The organism is Actinotalea sp. (genome assembly GCF_041597215.1).
GTDB lineage: Bacteria > Actinomycetota > Actinomycetes > Actinomycetales > Cellulomonadaceae > Actinotalea.
This window is the reverse complement of record NZ_JBFHHB010000046.1, coordinates 1-15,877: the sequence shown is the minus strand read 5'-3', so window position 1 is coordinate 15,877 and position 15,877 is coordinate 1. Positions and strand designations below refer to the sequence as shown.

Below are 15,877 nucleotides of genomic sequence, written 5' to 3'. Positions count from 1 at the left end.
CGGACGGTCGGTCCGTTGACGGCCCCGGCCGCGGGCAACGGCCGCTACCGCTACGGCGGCGGGTTCCCGACCTCCACGTGGAACGCGACGAACTACTTCGTCGACGTCGTCTACGAGCAGAGCGCCCCGACGCCTCCGCCCGCGCCCGCACCCGCGCCGACGGTCACCTCGACGTCGCCGACCTCCGGGGCCACCGGGGTCCAGGCGAGCACGACGATCTCCGCCGTGCTGTCCTCCGACCCGGCGTCGCAGCCCACCCTCGACGTGACCTCCCCGGCAGGAGGCGTCGCCGGCTCCACGGCCTGGGACGCTGCCGGCCGGACGGTGACCTTCACGCCGGCGGCGCCCTTGGACTCCGGGGCCACCCTGACCGCAGTCGTCGCGGTGGGTGGCACGGCCCTGGGCAGCGGCACCTGGTCCTTCACGGTGGCCGCTGCGCCTGCGGCGCCGGTCTCCCTGTGGACGGACACGGAGCTCCCGAGCCAACCGAACTACAACGCCGGGCGAGCGATCCAGGCGGGGGAGAGGTTCTCCACGAGCACGGCGGGCCAGGTCACCGCGCTGCGCTTCTACAAGTCCGCCCAGGCGACCGGGACGCACTCGGTCCGGCTCTGGAGCCCGACGGGCACCCTGCTGGTCTCCCGCCCCTGGACCGGTGCCGCGAACGCCTCGGGCTGGCAGACCGTCCAGCTCCCCACGCCGATCACCCTGACCGTCGGTGCGCAGTACACCGTCACGTACTACTCCTCGAACGGGCGGCTCGGGCGGACTCCGCTCGAGCTGCAGGCGGCGAGGACCCGCGGACCGTTGACGATCCCGGCCGGGGGCGGGGTCACCATCTTCGGCACGGGCTACCCCAGGACGGCGACGAGCGCGGGTCACGGGGTGGACCTCGTCTTCCAGCCTGCGGGCTGACGCCCGGACCCAGCCTTGTCGCCTGCGGGTGAACATCCGCGAATCGGGCGAAACGTCCCTGGCGCGCTGGCAGACTGAAGGCCCGAGACAGTGAGGACCAAGGATGAACGAGCCACTCCGCGCGGCCGTGATCGGCGCCGGGTACTGGGGGCCGAACCTGGCCCGTAACTTCCGCACCAGCCCGCACTGGGACCTCGTCGCCGTCTGCGACCTCGACGAGGCCAAGGCCGCGAAGGTCGTCGGCCCGCGGAGCACGGTCGAGGTGATGACCTCCACCGAGGCGCTCCTCGCCCGTGACGACGTGGACGCGGTGGCCATCGCGACTCCCGCCAGCACGCATGCCGCCATCGCGATGGCGGCCCTGCGCGCCGGAAAGCACGTCGTCGTCGAGAAGCCCATCGCCGACAACAGCGCCGACGCTCAGGCGATGGTCGATCTCGCCGACGAGCGCGGGCTCGTCCTCATGGTCGACCACACCTTCTGCTACACCCCGCCGGTGCTCAAGATCCGCGAGCTCGTCGCGGACGGGTCGCTCGGCGACGTGCTCTTCATCGACTCGGTCCGGATCAACCTCGGACTGGTCCAGCCGGACGTCGACGTGTTCTGGGACCTCGCCCCGCACGACCTGTCGATCCTCGACTTCGTGCTTCCCGGAGGGCTCGAGCCCGTCGGCATCGCCGCCCAGGGAGCCGACCCGATCGGGGCGGGTCAGACCTGCGTCGGTTATCTCACGCTGCCCCTGGCCTCGGGGGCCATCGCGCACGTGCACGTGAACTGGCTCAGCCCGACGAAAATCCGCCAGATGGTCGTCGGCGGGAGCAAGCAGACGGTGGTCTGGGACGACCTCCAGCCTCAGCAGCGACTCACCGTCTACGACCGCGGCGTCGAGCTCGGCGCCGAGCAGCCGGACAAGGCCACGACCAACATCTCCTACCGACTCGGTGACGCGTGGGCGCCCGCGCTGCCGGAGCGCGAGGCCCTGGGAGCGATGGTCGCGGAGTTCGCCGGGGCGATCCGCGAGGGCCGCGCGCCCCGTACGGACGGGCGCGCGGGACTGCGGGTCCTCAAGGTCCTCGAGGCGGCGAGCCGGAGCCTCGCCGACGGCGGCCGACTGGTCACCGGATCCACCGTGGAGGTGTCGGCATGACCGCGCTGCACGGTGCGGACGTGCTGGTCACCGGTGGTGCGGGGACCATCGGGTCGACCATCGTCGACCAGCTCCTCGAGGCGGGAGCCGCCAAGATCGTCGTGCTCGACAACCTCGTGCGTGGACGGCGGGAGAACCTCGCGGACGCACTGTCCAGCGGCCGCGTCGAGCTCGTCGTCGGCGACCTCCGTGATCGTGACCTCGTGCACGACGTCACGCGTGGTCGCGACCTCGTCTTCCACCAGGCCGCGATCCGCATCACCCAGTGCGCCGAGGAGCCGCGTCTCGCTCTGGAGGTCCTGGTCGACGGGACGTTCACCGTCCTGGAGGCAGCCGTCGAGCACAAGGTCGACAAGCTCGTCGCGGCGTCGAGCGCTTCCGTCTACGGACTGGCCGAGCAGTTCCCGACCGGCGAGCGTCACCACCACCACAACAACGACACCTTCTACGGCGCAGCGAAGTCGTTCAACGAGGGCATGGTCCGCTCGTTCCGCGCGATGTACGGGCTCGACTACGTCCTGCTGCGCTACTTCAACGTCTACGGGCCCCGGATGGACGTGCACGGCCTGTACACGGAGGTGCTCGTGCGCTGGATGGAGCGCATCGCCGACGGCAAGCCGCCGATCATCTTCGGGGACGGGCTCCAGACCATGGACTTCGTCGTCACGGACGACATCGCGCGGGCGAACGTCCTCGCGGCCTCGTCGGACGTCGTCGAGGGCGTGTACAACATCGCGAGCGGCACGGAGACGAGCCTGCTCGACCTCGCGCGGGCCCTTCTGCGCGCGATGGACTCCGACCTGGACGTGGAGTTCGGGCCGGAGCGGGCGGTCAACGGCGTGACGCGGCGGCTCGCCGACACGCGTGCCGCGGCGGCCGACCTCGGCTTCGAGGCGAAGGTCGGGCTCGAGGACGGACTGCGCGATCTCGTCCGTTGGTGGCGCCCGCTCCGTGCGGAGATCGCCGCCGGGCGGGCGGCGGCTGCGACGGTGGGTGCATGACGCGGATCAACGTGATGCAGCCCTGGCTCGGGGCCGAGGAAGTGGCAGCCGTCACCGAGGTCATCGAGTCCGGCTGGGTCGCACAGGGGCCGAAGGTGGCTGCCTTCGAGGAGGCCTTCGCCCGTCGGCAGGAGGCCGAGCACGCGGTGGCGACCTCCTCCTGCACGACGGCGCTGCACCTGGCGCTCCTCGTCGGCGGCGTGGGGCCCGAGGACGACGTCGTCGTCCCCTCGTTCTCCTTCGTCGCGACGACGAACGCCCCGACCTACGTCGGAGCCCGTCCCGTCTTCGCCGACGTCGACCCGGTGACCGGCAACCTCACGGCCGCCACGGTCGAGGCGGCGCTCACCCCGCGGACACGTGCCGTCATCGCTGTCGACCAGGGCGGCGTGCCCGTCGACCTCGCGGCGATCCGTTCGGTCACCGACCCGAGAGGCATCCTCGTCATCGAGGACGCTGCCTGCGGCGCGGGCTCGACGTACCGCGGACGCCCGGTCGGAGCCGGGGCAGAGCTCGCGGCGTGGTCCTTCCACCCGCGCAAGCTCCTCACGACCGGCGAGGGAGGGATGCTCACCACCTCGAACGAGGAGTGGGCGCGACGGGCTCGCACCCTGCGGGAGCACGCGATGAGCGTCTCGGCTGCTGCCCGCCATGCGAGCGTCCTCGCGCCGCCGGAGGAGTACCTCGAGGTCGGGTTCAACTACCGCATGACCGACCTCCAGGCGGCGGTGGGCATCGTCCAGCTCGGTCGGCTCGACGAGATCGTCCGGCGCCGTCGAGAGATCGCCGCCACCTACGACGAGGCGATCGCCTCGATCGACGGACTCCGAGCGGTCCGGGACCCGTCCTGGGGGACCTCGAACTTCCAGTCCTACTGGGTCGAGGTCGAGCCGAGGTTCGCGATGGACCGGGAGGGGCTGCTGGCGCATCTCGCGTCGGCCGAGATCTCCGCACGCCGCGGGATCATGGCGGCTCACCGGCAGCCTGCTCATGCGGCGCTCGAGCACGCACCGTTGCCGGTCACCGAGCGGCTCACCGACGCGACGCTCATCCTTCCCGTGTTCCACCAGATGACGGCCGAGGAGCAGGACCGCGTCATCGACGCGCTCCGGAGCGCGGCGGCGCGGTGAGCACGGCTCCGCTGCTCCTGGTGGCGGCGAGCGGACTGGCGCGTGAGGTGCTCGCCGCCGTCCGGGTGCGCGGGACCCACGAGGTCGTCGGTCTGCTCGACGACAACGAGGACCTGCACGGCTCCTCCGTGGGCGGGGTCCGCGTCCTCGGCGGCATCGAGTCGGTCGCCGACCACCCGGACGCCCTGCTCGTCGTGTGCGCGGGGAAGGGATCGTCGCGCGCGGCCCTCGTCGAGCGGCTCGGCGCCTCTCCCGAGCGGTTCGCGACCGTGCTGCACCCCACCGTCGAGGTGCCCGGCGGCTGCACGGTCGGGCCAGGATCGGTGCTCCTGTCCGGGGTGGTGCTGACGGCCGACGTGACGGTGGGTTCGCATGTGGTCGCGATGCCCCAGGTGACGTTCACCCACGACGACGTGATCGAGGACTTCGCCACCTTCGCCGCCGGCGTGAGCCTCGGCGGATCGGTGCGGGTGGGTCGAGGCGCCTACCTCGGCATGAACGTCTCGGTCCGCGAGGGTCTGTCGGTCGGCGCCGGTGCGACGGTCGGGATGGGCGCGGCCGTGCTCGCGTCGGTCCCGGGGGGGCAGACGTGGGCCGGGGTTCCCGCGCGGGCCCTGAGGTCGACGCGTGACGCTGACGGGGTGCCCGTCGGCCCGGGCGGCGGCTACGGTTCCATCGACACCTCGCGGGCGACCGCGGGAGCGGCAGGGAGGACGGACGAGTCATGAGCATCCCCTTGGTCGACCTGAGGGCGCAGCAGGCCGAGATCGCCGATGAGGTCAGGGCCGGTCTCGACGAGGTCTTCGCCGCGACGGCGTTCGTCGGCGGCCCGGCGGTCGGTCGGTTCGAGCAGGCCTACGCCCGGATGACGGGCGTCGAGCACTGCGTCGGTGTCGCCAACGGCACGGACGCGCTCGAGCTCGCGCTGCGAGCCGTCGGTGTCGAGGCCGGTGGTGAGGTGATCATCCCGGCGAACACCTTCATCGCCACGGCCGAGGCCGTCTCGCGGATCGGGGCCGTCCCCGCGATCGTGGACGTCGACCCCGAGCACCTGCTGATGGACCCGGACGCGGTGCGCGCGGCCGTGACGGCGCGCACGCAGGCGATCGTGCCGGTGCACCTCTTCGGGCAGGTGGCGCCCGTCGAGGAGCTCCTCAAGATTGCTGCGGACGCCGGCGTGCCGCTGGTCGAGGACGCGGCGCAGTCCCAGGGCGCGCTCCGCAACGGGCGTGCGGCCGGTTCCTTCGGACTCGCGTCCGGAACCAGCTTCTACCCGGGGAAGAACCTCGGAGCCGCGGGCGACGCGGGTGCCGTGACGACCGACGACGCCGAGGTGGCCCGCAGGGTCCGGGTCATCGCGGCGCACGGGAGCGCGCACAAGTACGACCACGAGGTGATCGGCTTCAACTCCCGGCTCGACACCGTCCAGGCCGTGGTCCTCGAGGCGAAGCTCGCGCGCCTCGCCGGGTGGAACGAGCGACGCAGGGCCGCGGCGGCCTACTACGCAGAGCTGCTCTCGGGCCTGGACGGGGTGCTGGCACCGACCAGCGCCGACGGCAACGAGGACGTCTGGCACCTGTACGTCGTGCAGGTCGAGGAGCGCGACCGCGTCCTGTCGGTCCTCCACGAGGCGGGGATCGGGGCCGGGATCCACTACCCGACCCCCGTCCACCTGACCGGCGCGTACGCCTCACTCGGACACCGGAAGGGGACGTTCCCGGTCGCCGAGCGCGCCGCCGACAGGATCCTGTCGTTGCCGATGTACCCGCACCTGGAGCGAGGTCAGCAGGAACAGGTGGTCGAGACGCTCGCCCGCGCTGTCGGATGACCGTGCGCAACCGGGTCGTCCTCGTCCACCTGAACAGCCTCGACCTCGGCGGCACGCAGATCAACGCCCTCGATCTCGCGGTCGCGGTCGTCCCTCACGGCTTCGACTCCTACATCATCGGACCCGAGCCGACCTCCGACGGGCCGTCGTTGCTCGACGTCGCCAGTGATCGGGGCGTCGAGGTGCACCCCTATCGCGAGCCGGCGACGGTGCTCGCGCACAGCCGAGTGCTGACGAGGGTGGCCGACCAGGTCGGTGCCGACCTGGTTCATGCCTACGGCACCTGGGGTGCGCCACGCCCGACCTACTGGGGACCGTGCAGGCTCGGACGCCGACCATGGGTCCTGACGATGTACGAGATGGCACTGCACCCCTCGGTGCACCGCCACGTCCCCCTCGTCGTCGGGACCGAGTACCTCGTCGAGGAGTGCGCGGGGCGTCCGGGCCCCACCACCTTGATCAGTCCTCCCGTCGATCTCGACCGGGACCGTCCCCGGGAGGTCGACCTTCCGTCCTCGGGCGTCACGGCGGTCATCGTCTCCCGGCTCGAGGAGGACATGAAGTCTGTCCCGATCGAGGCGGCGATCGGTGCGGTCCGACTCCTCGCCGACCTCGAGCTGCAGCTCGAGATCGTCGGCACCGGCGCAGCCGAATCCAGGCTCCGCGCCCTTGCGGACGTGGTGAACGCAGAGATCGGGCGGGAGGCGGTGCGCTTCCGCGGCCCGATGGCGGATCCCCGTCCTGCCTATGCGGAGGCGGACATCGTGCTCGGGATGGGCGGGTCGGCGGCACGAGGACTGGCGCACGGGAAACCCCTCGTCGTGCAGGGGGAGAGCGGCTGGAGCGCGGTCTTCGAGCCGGAGAACTCGGCCGCGCTCGCGCGCAACAGCTACTGGAGCCCGGAGCGCGTGCAGGAACCCGATCGTGTCCTGGCCGAGCACCTGCGGGGGTTGATCGTCGACGGCGAACGGCGTCGGCGGCTCGGGTCCTTCGGACGGGCGTTCGCCGAGGAGCGATTCGGTCTCACGGCGATGGCAGCCACGCTGGCCGCGGTGTACGAGGACGCGCTGTCCTCGTACACGGCGCGACAGTGGTGGGCCGACCTGCCGATCGAGGCTCGCCGCGTCCCCGCGAAGATCGCCAGGGTCGCCCGTGGGCGTGGCTGACGGACCCCTCGCATCGGGGCCCGGTCAGACGGGCAGCCGCGAGAGACGCTTGAGTCGTGCCCGGGTACGGGTCGGCAGCGGTCCGAGCTCCAGGGCGTCGGCGTAGGTCCTCGGTAGGACGAGGCGCAGCAGCACCACGTGGACGACGACCATGACGACGCCCACGACGCCTGCCCGCACGACGATCGGCCCGGGCATCGTCACGAGCACGAGCAGGCCGGATGCGGCAGAGCCGAGTGCGCAGACCGCCACCGCGCCGAAGGACCGGGCGAGGTCCGCGTAGCGGGTGCCGATCTCCCGTGAGACGAGCGCCCAGCGGACGAGGGTCGCTGCGGTGGCGACCCCGACGAAGGCCCACGCGACGGCAGTCAGGCCTCGTGAGACGGCGAGCGCCGTGGCTCCGACGGTCACCGCGTCCGTGATGGTCGCGTAGACGAACCATCTCCCCGGTCGTCCGATCGCGTAGAAGAGCCCGTGGTCGAGGAAGGCCCCGATCGTCAGGACCCCGGCGATCGCGAGACCACGGGTCACCGCGACGCTGCCGGTCCACTGCGGGCCGAAGAGCAGGGGGATGACGAGTGGCGCCGCGACAGCGATATAGGTGAGGAGGGGAGTCACGGCGCCGTAGGTCAGGCTCGAGGCCCGGCGGTACGCCTGGCGGAGGCGCTCCGGGGTGTCGCGCACCTTGGCGAGGACCACCACCGAGACGGGTGCCACGGCGGACCCGCCGAGCTCCTGGGCGACCTGGACGAGGCGCTGGGCGATGGTGAGGAGTCCGAGTGCCGTGGTTCCTAGCGACACGGTGATGATGACGGTCTCGGCCCAGCTCCGCAGCACGGCCACGAGCTCGACCGCGACGACCTTGTACCCGAACCGGGCCATGGCTCCGAACTCGTGACCGGAGAAGCTCCAGGACGGTGACCAGGAGGCGGCGAACCACGCCAGCGTGGTCGTCACGAGCGATGTGGTGATCGCCTGGCCCACCAGCGCCCACGCCCCACCACCGAGCAGCGCGATGACGATCGCCACCACCTGAGCCAAGCCGGCACCGATGGTGCCCTGGACGGCGAGCCGGCGGAAGGCCATCCTCCGGCGCAGCAGCGCGGTGGGGACGGAGGCCGCGACGACGACGGGGACCGAGAGGAGGAGTACCCGCAGCACCGGCGCCGCGTCAGGCACGTTGAGCAGCCCGACCATGACGGGGACGAAGGCGTACAGGAGGCCGCTGAGGACGAAGGCTGCCGCGATCGAGAACCAGAAGCCCGTGCTGAGTGTGCGTTGATCGGGGTCGTCCGCCTGGACCAGGTACGTCGAGAGCCCCAGGTCGGAGAGGAGGAGGACGAACGGGACGACCGCGGACGCCGCTGCCACGACGCCGAACTCGTGCGGCGAGACGAGCCTGGCGAGGATGGCGATCGTGACGAGGCCCGACAGACGGACGACCCACTTCTGGGCGGTGAGCCACGCGGCGCCGCTTGCGGCCGACCGGCCCAGCCCCGGCACCCGATCGGGGCTCTCGTCTCCAGGCGACGGGTCCGCGTCAGGTCCAGCGGCGCGTGCGGGAGGCTCATCGTGGACCCCGGACATCGCATGCCTCCCGGGCTCGAGTCGTCCTGACGTGCCGCCTCATCATGCCACCGCTTCGACGCGGTGCGCGTCGTCGGCCCGGAGCTCGCCGACGGCGACGAGCCTGCGCTGTCTCAGCGACCGTCCGGGTCGCCTCGGCGCTGCGCCCGAGCGGCGCGGATCACCCGCGCGTGGCCGGCCACCATCGTGTCGTAGCTGTCGTCGACGGGGCAGCGCACCTCGCCGCGCTGCGCTGCGATCGTGCCGACCGCCGCCACCGCCTCGGCGAGCGCGAGCCGGTTGCGCTGGGCAGGTGCCCGGCGTCGAGCGGCGCGGGCCGAGCGGTCGGACACCGCGGCCGCCGGGCCGGTGGGGTTCTCGATGACGGTCGAGCCCTCGACGGCGCGCGAGACGAGCTCCGTCGCTCCTCCCGTGTCGCTCACGACGATCGGGAGACCGGCGGCGACGGCCTCGGTGGTCGCGAGCGGCCATCCCTCGAAGTAGGAGTTGAGCAGGAAGGCATCCGACGCGGCCAGAAGCGTCGCTGCATCGGAGTTCCCCAGCAGGTGGACAGCGCCGCCGTTGCGGTGACCGCGCCGGAGGGCATCTGCGCGGTGGTACTCGAGCCAGTCCGAGGGGTCTCCGGCGACGACCAACCGCACGGGGACGGCACAGCCGTCCACGGCGTCGAGAAAGGACGCGACGGTCCCGGCGATGTTCTTCTGGGAGTCGTAGCGGGCGAGGCAGGCGAAGACGACGCAGCCGTCGAGGGACGCGTCGAGCGTCGCGCCGAGTCGTGCGCGCGCACGCGCTCGGACCTCCGGCGTGGCCGTCGGCATCGTCATCGCGCCATTCGGGACGACCAGGATCTTCTCGCCGGCGGAAGCAGGGACACGCTCGAGGTGGAAGCGGCGGACGAGCTCGCTCACGGCGACCACCGCGTGCGCACGGTCGAACAGCGCAGCGGTCGCGTCCCACTGCGGACGGGCGTAATGGATCTCGGTGTTGTGCAGCACGGGGATCGCGGGCGCCCCCGTGCCGAGCGCCGCCTCGACGAGCTGGGCCGGCGCACTGTGCAGCTGCACCACGTCGAGCCGTGCCGACTCGAGCAGTCCCCGCGCACTCGCGTCGGCCGCCGCGACGACGACCTCGTAGCCCAGGGAGCGGAGCCGGGCGGAGCGCGACCCTTCGGCCGGGCAGACCACGACGGGCTCGATCCCCTCCGACCGCAGACCCTCGGTGAGCATCTCCACGACGCGGCCGATGCCGCCGACGTCGAGGTGGTCGGCGACGAGCCCGCAGCGCAGATCGGTCGGAGGCGTGGGACGGTCCCGACCGGGGGGCGAGAAGGCGATGCCGTCGACGGCGGTGAGGTGGTCGAGAGGGCGTCGCAACAAGCGGCGCGCGATCGGGTGCACGTAGCCGTACCTCACGCCAGGTGGCGTGAGGTCCGCCAGTGTGACGGCGAGTCCCCACGCGGCACTGCGCAGGCGAGCTGCCCAGTGGCGTTCCCTGTCCTCGCCGGCGTTCGACGCGGCCGGGGGTAGGTCCCTCATCGTCGATGCACCTCAGCCCGGCGCTTCGGCAGGGGTGCCGCCGGCGGCTCGGGCCGCGCCCCCGGACGGCCGCCGGTTGAGCGCGAACGGTGCGTTCCGCCGCGAGGTGCACAGCGCGCGGAGCGCAGCAGCCTCGGGGTGGACCAGCACCCAGGTGCCGATGTCGCGCGTCAGCCCGACGACGTGCTCGGTCGCCCGGAGCGTAGGGGCGAGCCGGGCGATCGCGTCCCGGTCAGGGCCCGTGACCAGGACGGCACGCTCCCGACGGGACTCGCCGAGGGAGGCGACGACGTCGTCAACGGTCGCCCTCGCCGCGGAGACGTCCCGCTCTCGCCTCCTGAGCTCGGCGACGTCCCAGGAGACGTCGGGCGCCGGGACGTCGAGGTTGAGGATGTCGAGTCCCGAGGCGCCCAGAGCGTCGAGCGCATCGTCGATGAGGAGCCTGATGTCCGCGAGCAGGACGTCGCTCGTCCGGCTTCCGACGCGACGAGCGAGGTCGGTCGCCGTGACGGACTCGCGGATCCACGTCGCGGCGCCGTGCCTGCGCCGCAGGAGTGTCGCGAACCTGGATCGTCGATGCGCGTCGCGGACGATCCCGCAGGTCGTGCGCAGTGGCACCAGCTCCGGGTAGAGCTGCGCGACGCGGGCGTGCGCCTCCGCGAGCCGGTCGAGGTTGGTCGTCATGCTGTTGTGGGTCAGCGGGATGTCCGCGGCGACCACTCGGAGACCCTGCCTGCGAACGCGGGCTCCGTACTCCACGGCATACGCGTGCCATGCGAGGTCGGGGTCCTCGCTCAGCGGCTCCCGATGCAGCCGGTCGGCTTCGATCATGAACAGGACCTCGTCGAGGCTGTCCACGGGAACGGGTGCGGACGACTGCCGGCCGATGATCACCACCCGGTCGCGTACGACCCCGGCGACGGAGCCCGTCGCGGCGACCCCCACGGCGCCGACGAGACCCGTCGAAGGATCGTCCTCGAGTGCGCCGGCTGCCCGTTCGAGCGCGGCGAGCGAGTGGAGGTACACGTCCTGGTGCACCAGGACCACCACTCCGTGCCGCGCGCGCCGGGCGCCCGCGTTGAGCGCTGCACCGGCAGATGCGTACTGCCCGGAGGTGTTGTCGACCGGGATGTACTCGGTGTCCGGGGCCTCGTCGAGACCGGCCCTGATGGACCGGTCGAGGCAGCTGACGCGGACCTCGGGGTCGTTGAACACGCACACGATCGACACGGGGGTGCGCCGCGGCGAACCGACCATCCGCTGAACCTCCCTGAGCGCGCCGGCAGCATGCTGACCCGGACCCGATCGAGAATAGGGGACGAAACAGACATGCGGGTGTCCCGGCGGCGAAGTTCACCCCCGTGCCCGGGAGCCCGCCCGGGTGGTGCGCGTCGGCGGGTCCGCGTGCAAGCATGCATCGACCTGACCCGCACCCCACGCACCGAGGTTGACGCATGCGCCACTCTGCCGCCCCGACGACGCCGCCTCGTGGCTGAGACCGACCCCGCGACGCCTGCCGCCGACGGCGCGGTCGCGGTCGTGGTCGTCACCTACAACAGCGCTGACGTCCTGCCGGGGCTCCTGGAGTCGCTGCCCGCCGGTCTCCGCGACGTGCCGTCCACGCTCGTCGTCGTGGACAACGACTCTCGCGACGGGACGGTCGAGCTCGTCCGCTCGATGGCCCCGGAGGCGGTGGTCGTACCCACTGGCCGCAACGGGGGCTACGCCGCGGGTATCAACCGAGGCGTCTCCGAGGCGCCCGGCTGTGCGGCCGTGCTGGTTCTCAACCCTGATGTGCGTCTGGGTGAGGGATGCGTCGCTGAGCTCCTCGGCGCCCTGCGCAGGACGGGGGCGGGCATCGCCGTACCCCGGCTCGAGAACGCCAGGGGTGCGGTGATCTCCTCGCGTCGCCGCGAACCGACCTTGCTCCGAGCGGCCGCCGACGCGCTCCTCGGCGCTGAGAGGGCCGGTCGCGTCGCCGGGCTGGGTGAAGTGGTCACCGATCCGCGTGAGTACGACGTCGAGGGGCCGACGGACTGGGCGGAGGGTTCCACTCAACTCATCTCAGCGCCGTGCCTTGCCGAGGTCGGCCCGTGGGACGAGTCGTACTTCCTCTACTCCGAGGAGACCGACTTCGCGCTGCGCGCTCGAGATGCGGGGTTCGCGACCTGCTTCGTGCCGACCGCCCACGCGGTCCACCTCGAGGGGGGATCTGCGGGCAGCCCCGCGCTCTGGCGGCTGCTGGTCGTCAACAGGCTCCGCCTCTACGGGCGTCGGCACGGCCCTGTCGCCACCGCGGCGTTCTGGGCCGTCCTGGTCGGACGCGAGGGGAGCAGGGCGCTCCTTGGCAAGCGGACGAGTCGTGCGGCGCTCCGAGCGCTGCTCAGCCCTCGCTTCCTCCGGGCGACGCCCGGGCCGCACAGTATCGGTGCGGTTCCGAGCGGCAGGTAGTCCACGGCCGTCGTTGCGTCGGTGCTGGGGGCCGGACGTGGGCCGTGCACGCGACGACGGACGCGATCCCGAGGGTACGGGATCGCGTCCGTCGTGGGTGGTGCGTGCGGTTACAGGGCCTGGCCGGCCTTGGGGCCGTCGTGCCAGACGTTGCCGGAGACGCTCACGGCGGGGGAGCTCACCGAGGTGAGTGGCCCGTAGGCGCCGCCGTTGGGGTGGACGCTGGTGCTGATGCGGTTGTTGGTGACCTTGATGTCGCTGACGCGGGAGAGCACGTCGACGCCGGCCTGGTAGCCGCCGTAGATGGTGTACGCGCCGCCGGCGACGAGGTTGTTGTTGATGGTGATGCGGCGCATCGAGTCGGCGGATCCGGTCGAGAGCAGGATCGCGGAGGTCGCGCCGCTCGGCATGATGACCGTGTTGTGCTGGATCAGGACGTCGTTCGAGCCGAGGGACTGCATGCCGTCGTTGTGCGAGTCGGCGGTCATCACCAGGTCGTGGATGTAGGAGTCCTGGACGGTGACGTTGGAGCCGAGCTTGAGGCCGTCGACGGTGCCGTGGATGTTGACTCGGGTCAGGGTGTAGTTGCGCCCGGCGATCGCCGCGTCGCTGGAGGTGTTGCCCTTGCCATCCATCTCGGTGTCGATGATCTGCAGGTTGGTGGCGCCCTCGTCGTTCAGGACCAGCCAGAAGCCCTGGGCGGAGATCTTGCTGTTCTTGATCGTGACGTTGTGCGCGGAGGCGGTGATGACCAGCGGGGTGGTGATCAGCTTGGCGTCGATCACGGTGCCGGGCTGGGTGATCCGCGACGGGCCGGTGTACGGCGTCAGGGTGACCCCTGCCGGGACTCCCGTGCTCGACGCGCTCGGGTAACCCGTGGTGCTGCTCGGCGTGGAGGCGGTGGTCGAGGGCGCGGAGACGGCCCAGGCCCCTCCGTTCGCGGCAACGTACTCGTCGCTCGCGATGATCCCACCGATCACGTCCTCGGTACGGGTGCCCTTCTGGATGGCGGCCACCCAGGTGGCAGTGCCCTGTGCGTCGATCGAACGGTGGAGCAGGTCCTTGTAGGAGCCGTTGATGACGGTCTTCAGCCGCTCGGAAGAGAGCAGGAAGCCCATGGCGACCGATTCGCGTGTCATCCCCGAGCCGATGCGGCTGACCCAGCTCCGGATCTCTGCGGCCGAGGCCGAGCGCCCCAGGACGTCGGCGTACAGGGTCGACACCCACTTCGCGTCGGTCGAGCCCGCCCGCTTGTAGTACTCGTCCGAGGAGGTGAACCCCGACTCGAGCTGCTGGATCGTCATTCCGGCGCCCATCCCTGCGAGCCAGCTGCTCAGACCCGAGCGATCGGGCGTGCGGCCGAGGTACTCGCTGTAGGCACCGGTGATGAGAGTCGACCGGTACTCGGCGCTGCTCGTGATCGAGTTCGCGACGGCGATCCGAGGAGTCCCGGACGTGAGTCGGCTGGTCCAGGTGGCGAGCCCGGTGGCGTCCGGCGAGCGGTCGAAGAGGTCGCGGTAGACGGCGGTGACGTAGGTCGCGACCGTGCTCGAGGCGCTGGTGGCGGTGGACACGGCCGGAACCGAGTTGGTGGTGACATCGGCCTGCGCCATCGGTGCGGCCGCGCCGGTCGCGAGCGTTGCGCAGATTGCTGCACCGATCGCGCGGGTCGTCCAGCGCGAGGATGCCGCACTCCTGGTCGTGCGGTCGGCTGAGCGACCTTCGAGAATGTGCAAGATCATCATAGCTCCGTCATTCGGTGGCCTGGCGGACCCGGGGGGTCCCATGGCTTTGCGTCCCCGCCTTTCGACGGGTTTGCCCTTGTCGTGAACGTGCATCCCGGCGCACTCACTCAGAGTGCTTCCGCGGGTACTAATCCATGATGACCCGACGACGGGAGATGTGGAAGGGACTCACTCCGGCGACGGAGGGACACTCCCTGTCAAATCAGACATCTCGGAACAAAAGTCGGACAGTTGTGGCGAATGTCACAGCCCTGCAGGGAGAGTTGTGGGGACGTCGGACGGCCCGGGGCGGTACACGAGGGCGTCGGCGGTGCGTCGACCGCGCGCACAGGTCAGAGGGGCCTGCCGGCATTCGGGCCGTCGTGCCACACGTTCCCTTCGAGCGTCACGGCCGGCGGGCTCACGGACGCGAGGGGCCCGAATGCGCCCCCGTCGGGGAAGATCGTGGTCGTGATCCGGTTGTCGGAGATGACCACGTCGCTGACCCGCGACAGGTCGTCGACCCCGGGCTCGTACCCGCCGTAGATGGTGTAGGCGCCACCGCCGAGCAGGTTGTTGTGAATGACGATGCGCCGCATCGAGTCGGCAGACCCGGTCGAGAGCAGGATTGCGGAGGTCGAGCCCTCGGGCATGATCACCGTGTTGTGACGAATCACGACGTCGTCGGAACCGAGTGACTGCATTCCGTCGTTGTGCGATTCTGCAGTGGTCACGAGATCGTGGATGTAAGAGTCCTGAACGACGACATTGTCGCCCAGCTTCACTCCGTCAACTGTTCCATGGATGTTCACCCGCGTGAGCGTGTAGTTCTCTCCCGCGACTGCGGCGTCGACGGATTCGTCACCGAGGCCATCCAATTCTGTGTCGATGATCTGCAGATTCGTCGCGCCGGAATCATTCAGGACCATCCAGAACCCGCTTGCTGCGATGCGGCTGTTCTTGATGGTCACGTCGTGGGCGGACGCTGCGATGACCAGGGGAGTCGTGATGAGCTTGCCGTCGATGACGGTGCCCGCCTCGGTGATCGTCGACGGTCCCGAGTAGGGCGTCAGCGTCACGCCCTCGGGGACGCCCGTGCTCGACGCATCGGGGAAGGGCACGCCGAGCGGGTCCGCCGTCGCGCTGGACGGGGAGCGGCTGACCCCTTGCGCCGTCGGGAGCGGAACGCTGGCCGGCGTCGAGGCCGAATCCTGGGGCTCCGACCCCGACTGGCGGGGGAGCAGCGCCGCTGCCGCGACGATCCCCGCGCCGGCGAGCGCGAGCGCTGCGAGGGTCGCGACGGCTCGGCGGTGGCGCACCCCGCAGTTTCTCATGGTGCGCAGGTCCGCGCCCGCTCGCGGGACTCGGCGGCGGGTGCGTCCGGACGCGGGCG

13 protein-coding genes and 1 riboswitch are annotated in these 15,877 nt (G+C 71.3%); of the genes, 8 read left to right on the top strand and 5 right to left on the bottom strand.

The window, feature by feature from the left end; genetic code table 11:
• From ABWK99_RS05265 to ABWK99_RS05235, 7 genes are all read left to right on the top strand, one after another.
• Nucleotides 1-915: DUF4082 domain-containing protein (locus ABWK99_RS05265; protein ID WP_372593650.1), on the top strand; the 915-nt coding region annotated here is incomplete at its 5' end.
• A gap of 103 nt (nucleotides 916-1,018) precedes the next feature.
• On the top strand, nucleotides 1,019-2,062 hold the full coding sequence (locus ABWK99_RS05260) for a Gfo/Idh/MocA family protein (RefSeq protein ID WP_372593649.1): 1,044 nt from the start codon (nucleotides 1,019-1,021) through the stop codon (nucleotides 2,060-2,062).
• Nucleotides 2,059-3,063 (top strand): NAD-dependent epimerase/dehydratase family protein, encoded by a 1,005-nt coding sequence (locus ABWK99_RS05255; protein WP_372593648.1) that lies wholly within the window; start codon nucleotides 2,059-2,061, stop codon nucleotides 3,061-3,063. The genes ABWK99_RS05260 and ABWK99_RS05255 overlap by 4 nt, the downstream gene beginning before the upstream one ends.
• On the top strand, nucleotides 3,060-4,193 hold the full coding sequence (locus tag ABWK99_RS05250) for a DegT/DnrJ/EryC1/StrS family aminotransferase (RefSeq protein WP_372593647.1): 1,134 nt from the start codon (nucleotides 3,060-3,062) through the stop codon (nucleotides 4,191-4,193). Before ABWK99_RS05255 ends, ABWK99_RS05250 begins: the two co-directional genes overlap by 4 nt.
• Nucleotides 4,190-4,921 carry a NeuD/PglB/VioB family sugar acetyltransferase gene (locus tag ABWK99_RS05245; RefSeq protein WP_372593646.1) on the top strand — a complete coding sequence of 244 codons (732 nt, stop codon included), beginning with the start codon at nucleotides 4,190-4,192 and terminating at the stop codon, nucleotides 4,919-4,921. Before ABWK99_RS05250 ends, ABWK99_RS05245 begins: the two co-directional genes overlap by 4 nt.
• Nucleotides 4,918-6,021 (top strand): DegT/DnrJ/EryC1/StrS family aminotransferase, encoded by a 1,104-nt coding sequence (locus ABWK99_RS05240; protein ID WP_372593645.1) that lies wholly within the window; start codon nucleotides 4,918-4,920, stop codon nucleotides 6,019-6,021. The genes ABWK99_RS05245 and ABWK99_RS05240 overlap by 4 nt, the downstream gene beginning before the upstream one ends.
• Nucleotides 6,022-6,023: 2 nt before the next feature.
• Nucleotides 6,024-7,187 (top strand): hypothetical protein, encoded by a 1,164-nt coding sequence (locus tag ABWK99_RS05235; protein WP_372593644.1) that lies wholly within the window; start codon nucleotides 6,024-6,026, stop codon nucleotides 7,185-7,187.
• Nucleotides 7,188-7,211: 24 nt separating this feature from the next.
• Here ABWK99_RS05235 and ABWK99_RS05230 read toward each other — a convergent pair whose 3' ends face one another.
• From ABWK99_RS05230 to ABWK99_RS05220, 3 genes are all read right to left on the bottom strand, one after another.
• On the bottom strand, nucleotides 7,212-8,690 hold the full coding sequence (locus ABWK99_RS05230) for an oligosaccharide flippase family protein (RefSeq protein WP_372593643.1): 1,479 nt from the start codon (nucleotides 8,688-8,690) through the stop codon (nucleotides 7,212-7,214).
• Between the two features lie 197 nt (nucleotides 8,691-8,887).
• On the bottom strand, nucleotides 8,888-10,309 hold the full coding sequence (locus tag ABWK99_RS05225) for a glycosyltransferase family 4 protein (RefSeq protein ID WP_372593642.1): 1,422 nt from the start codon (nucleotides 10,307-10,309) through the stop codon (nucleotides 8,888-8,890).
• A 12-nt stretch (nucleotides 10,310-10,321) separates the two neighbouring features.
• Nucleotides 10,322-11,566: a glycosyltransferase gene (locus ABWK99_RS05220; RefSeq protein WP_372593641.1), complete on the bottom strand. Its 1,245-nt coding sequence runs from the start codon at nucleotides 11,564-11,566 to the stop codon at nucleotides 10,322-10,324.
• A 231-nt stretch (nucleotides 11,567-11,797) separates the two neighbouring features.
• Between ABWK99_RS05220 and ABWK99_RS05215 the strand changes: the two genes are divergently transcribed.
• On the top strand, nucleotides 11,798-12,760 hold the full coding sequence (locus tag ABWK99_RS05215; RefSeq protein ID WP_372593640.1) for a glycosyltransferase family 2 protein: 963 nt from the start codon (nucleotides 11,798-11,800) through the stop codon (nucleotides 12,758-12,760).
• 110 nt (nucleotides 12,761-12,870) lie between these two features.
• Here ABWK99_RS05215 and ABWK99_RS05210 read toward each other — a convergent pair whose 3' ends face one another.
• Nucleotides 12,871-14,334, bottom strand: coding sequence for a DUF4214 domain-containing protein (locus ABWK99_RS05210; RefSeq protein WP_372593639.1), 1,464 nt, complete (start codon nucleotides 14,332-14,334; stop codon nucleotides 12,871-12,873).
• A gap of 181 nt (nucleotides 14,335-14,515) precedes the next feature.
• Nucleotides 14,516-14,590: riboswitch (cyclic di-GMP riboswitch) on the bottom strand.
• Between the two features lie 247 nt (nucleotides 14,591-14,837).
• On the bottom strand, nucleotides 14,838-15,877 hold a 1,040-nt coding region (locus ABWK99_RS05205), incomplete at its 5' end, for a hypothetical protein (protein WP_372593638.1).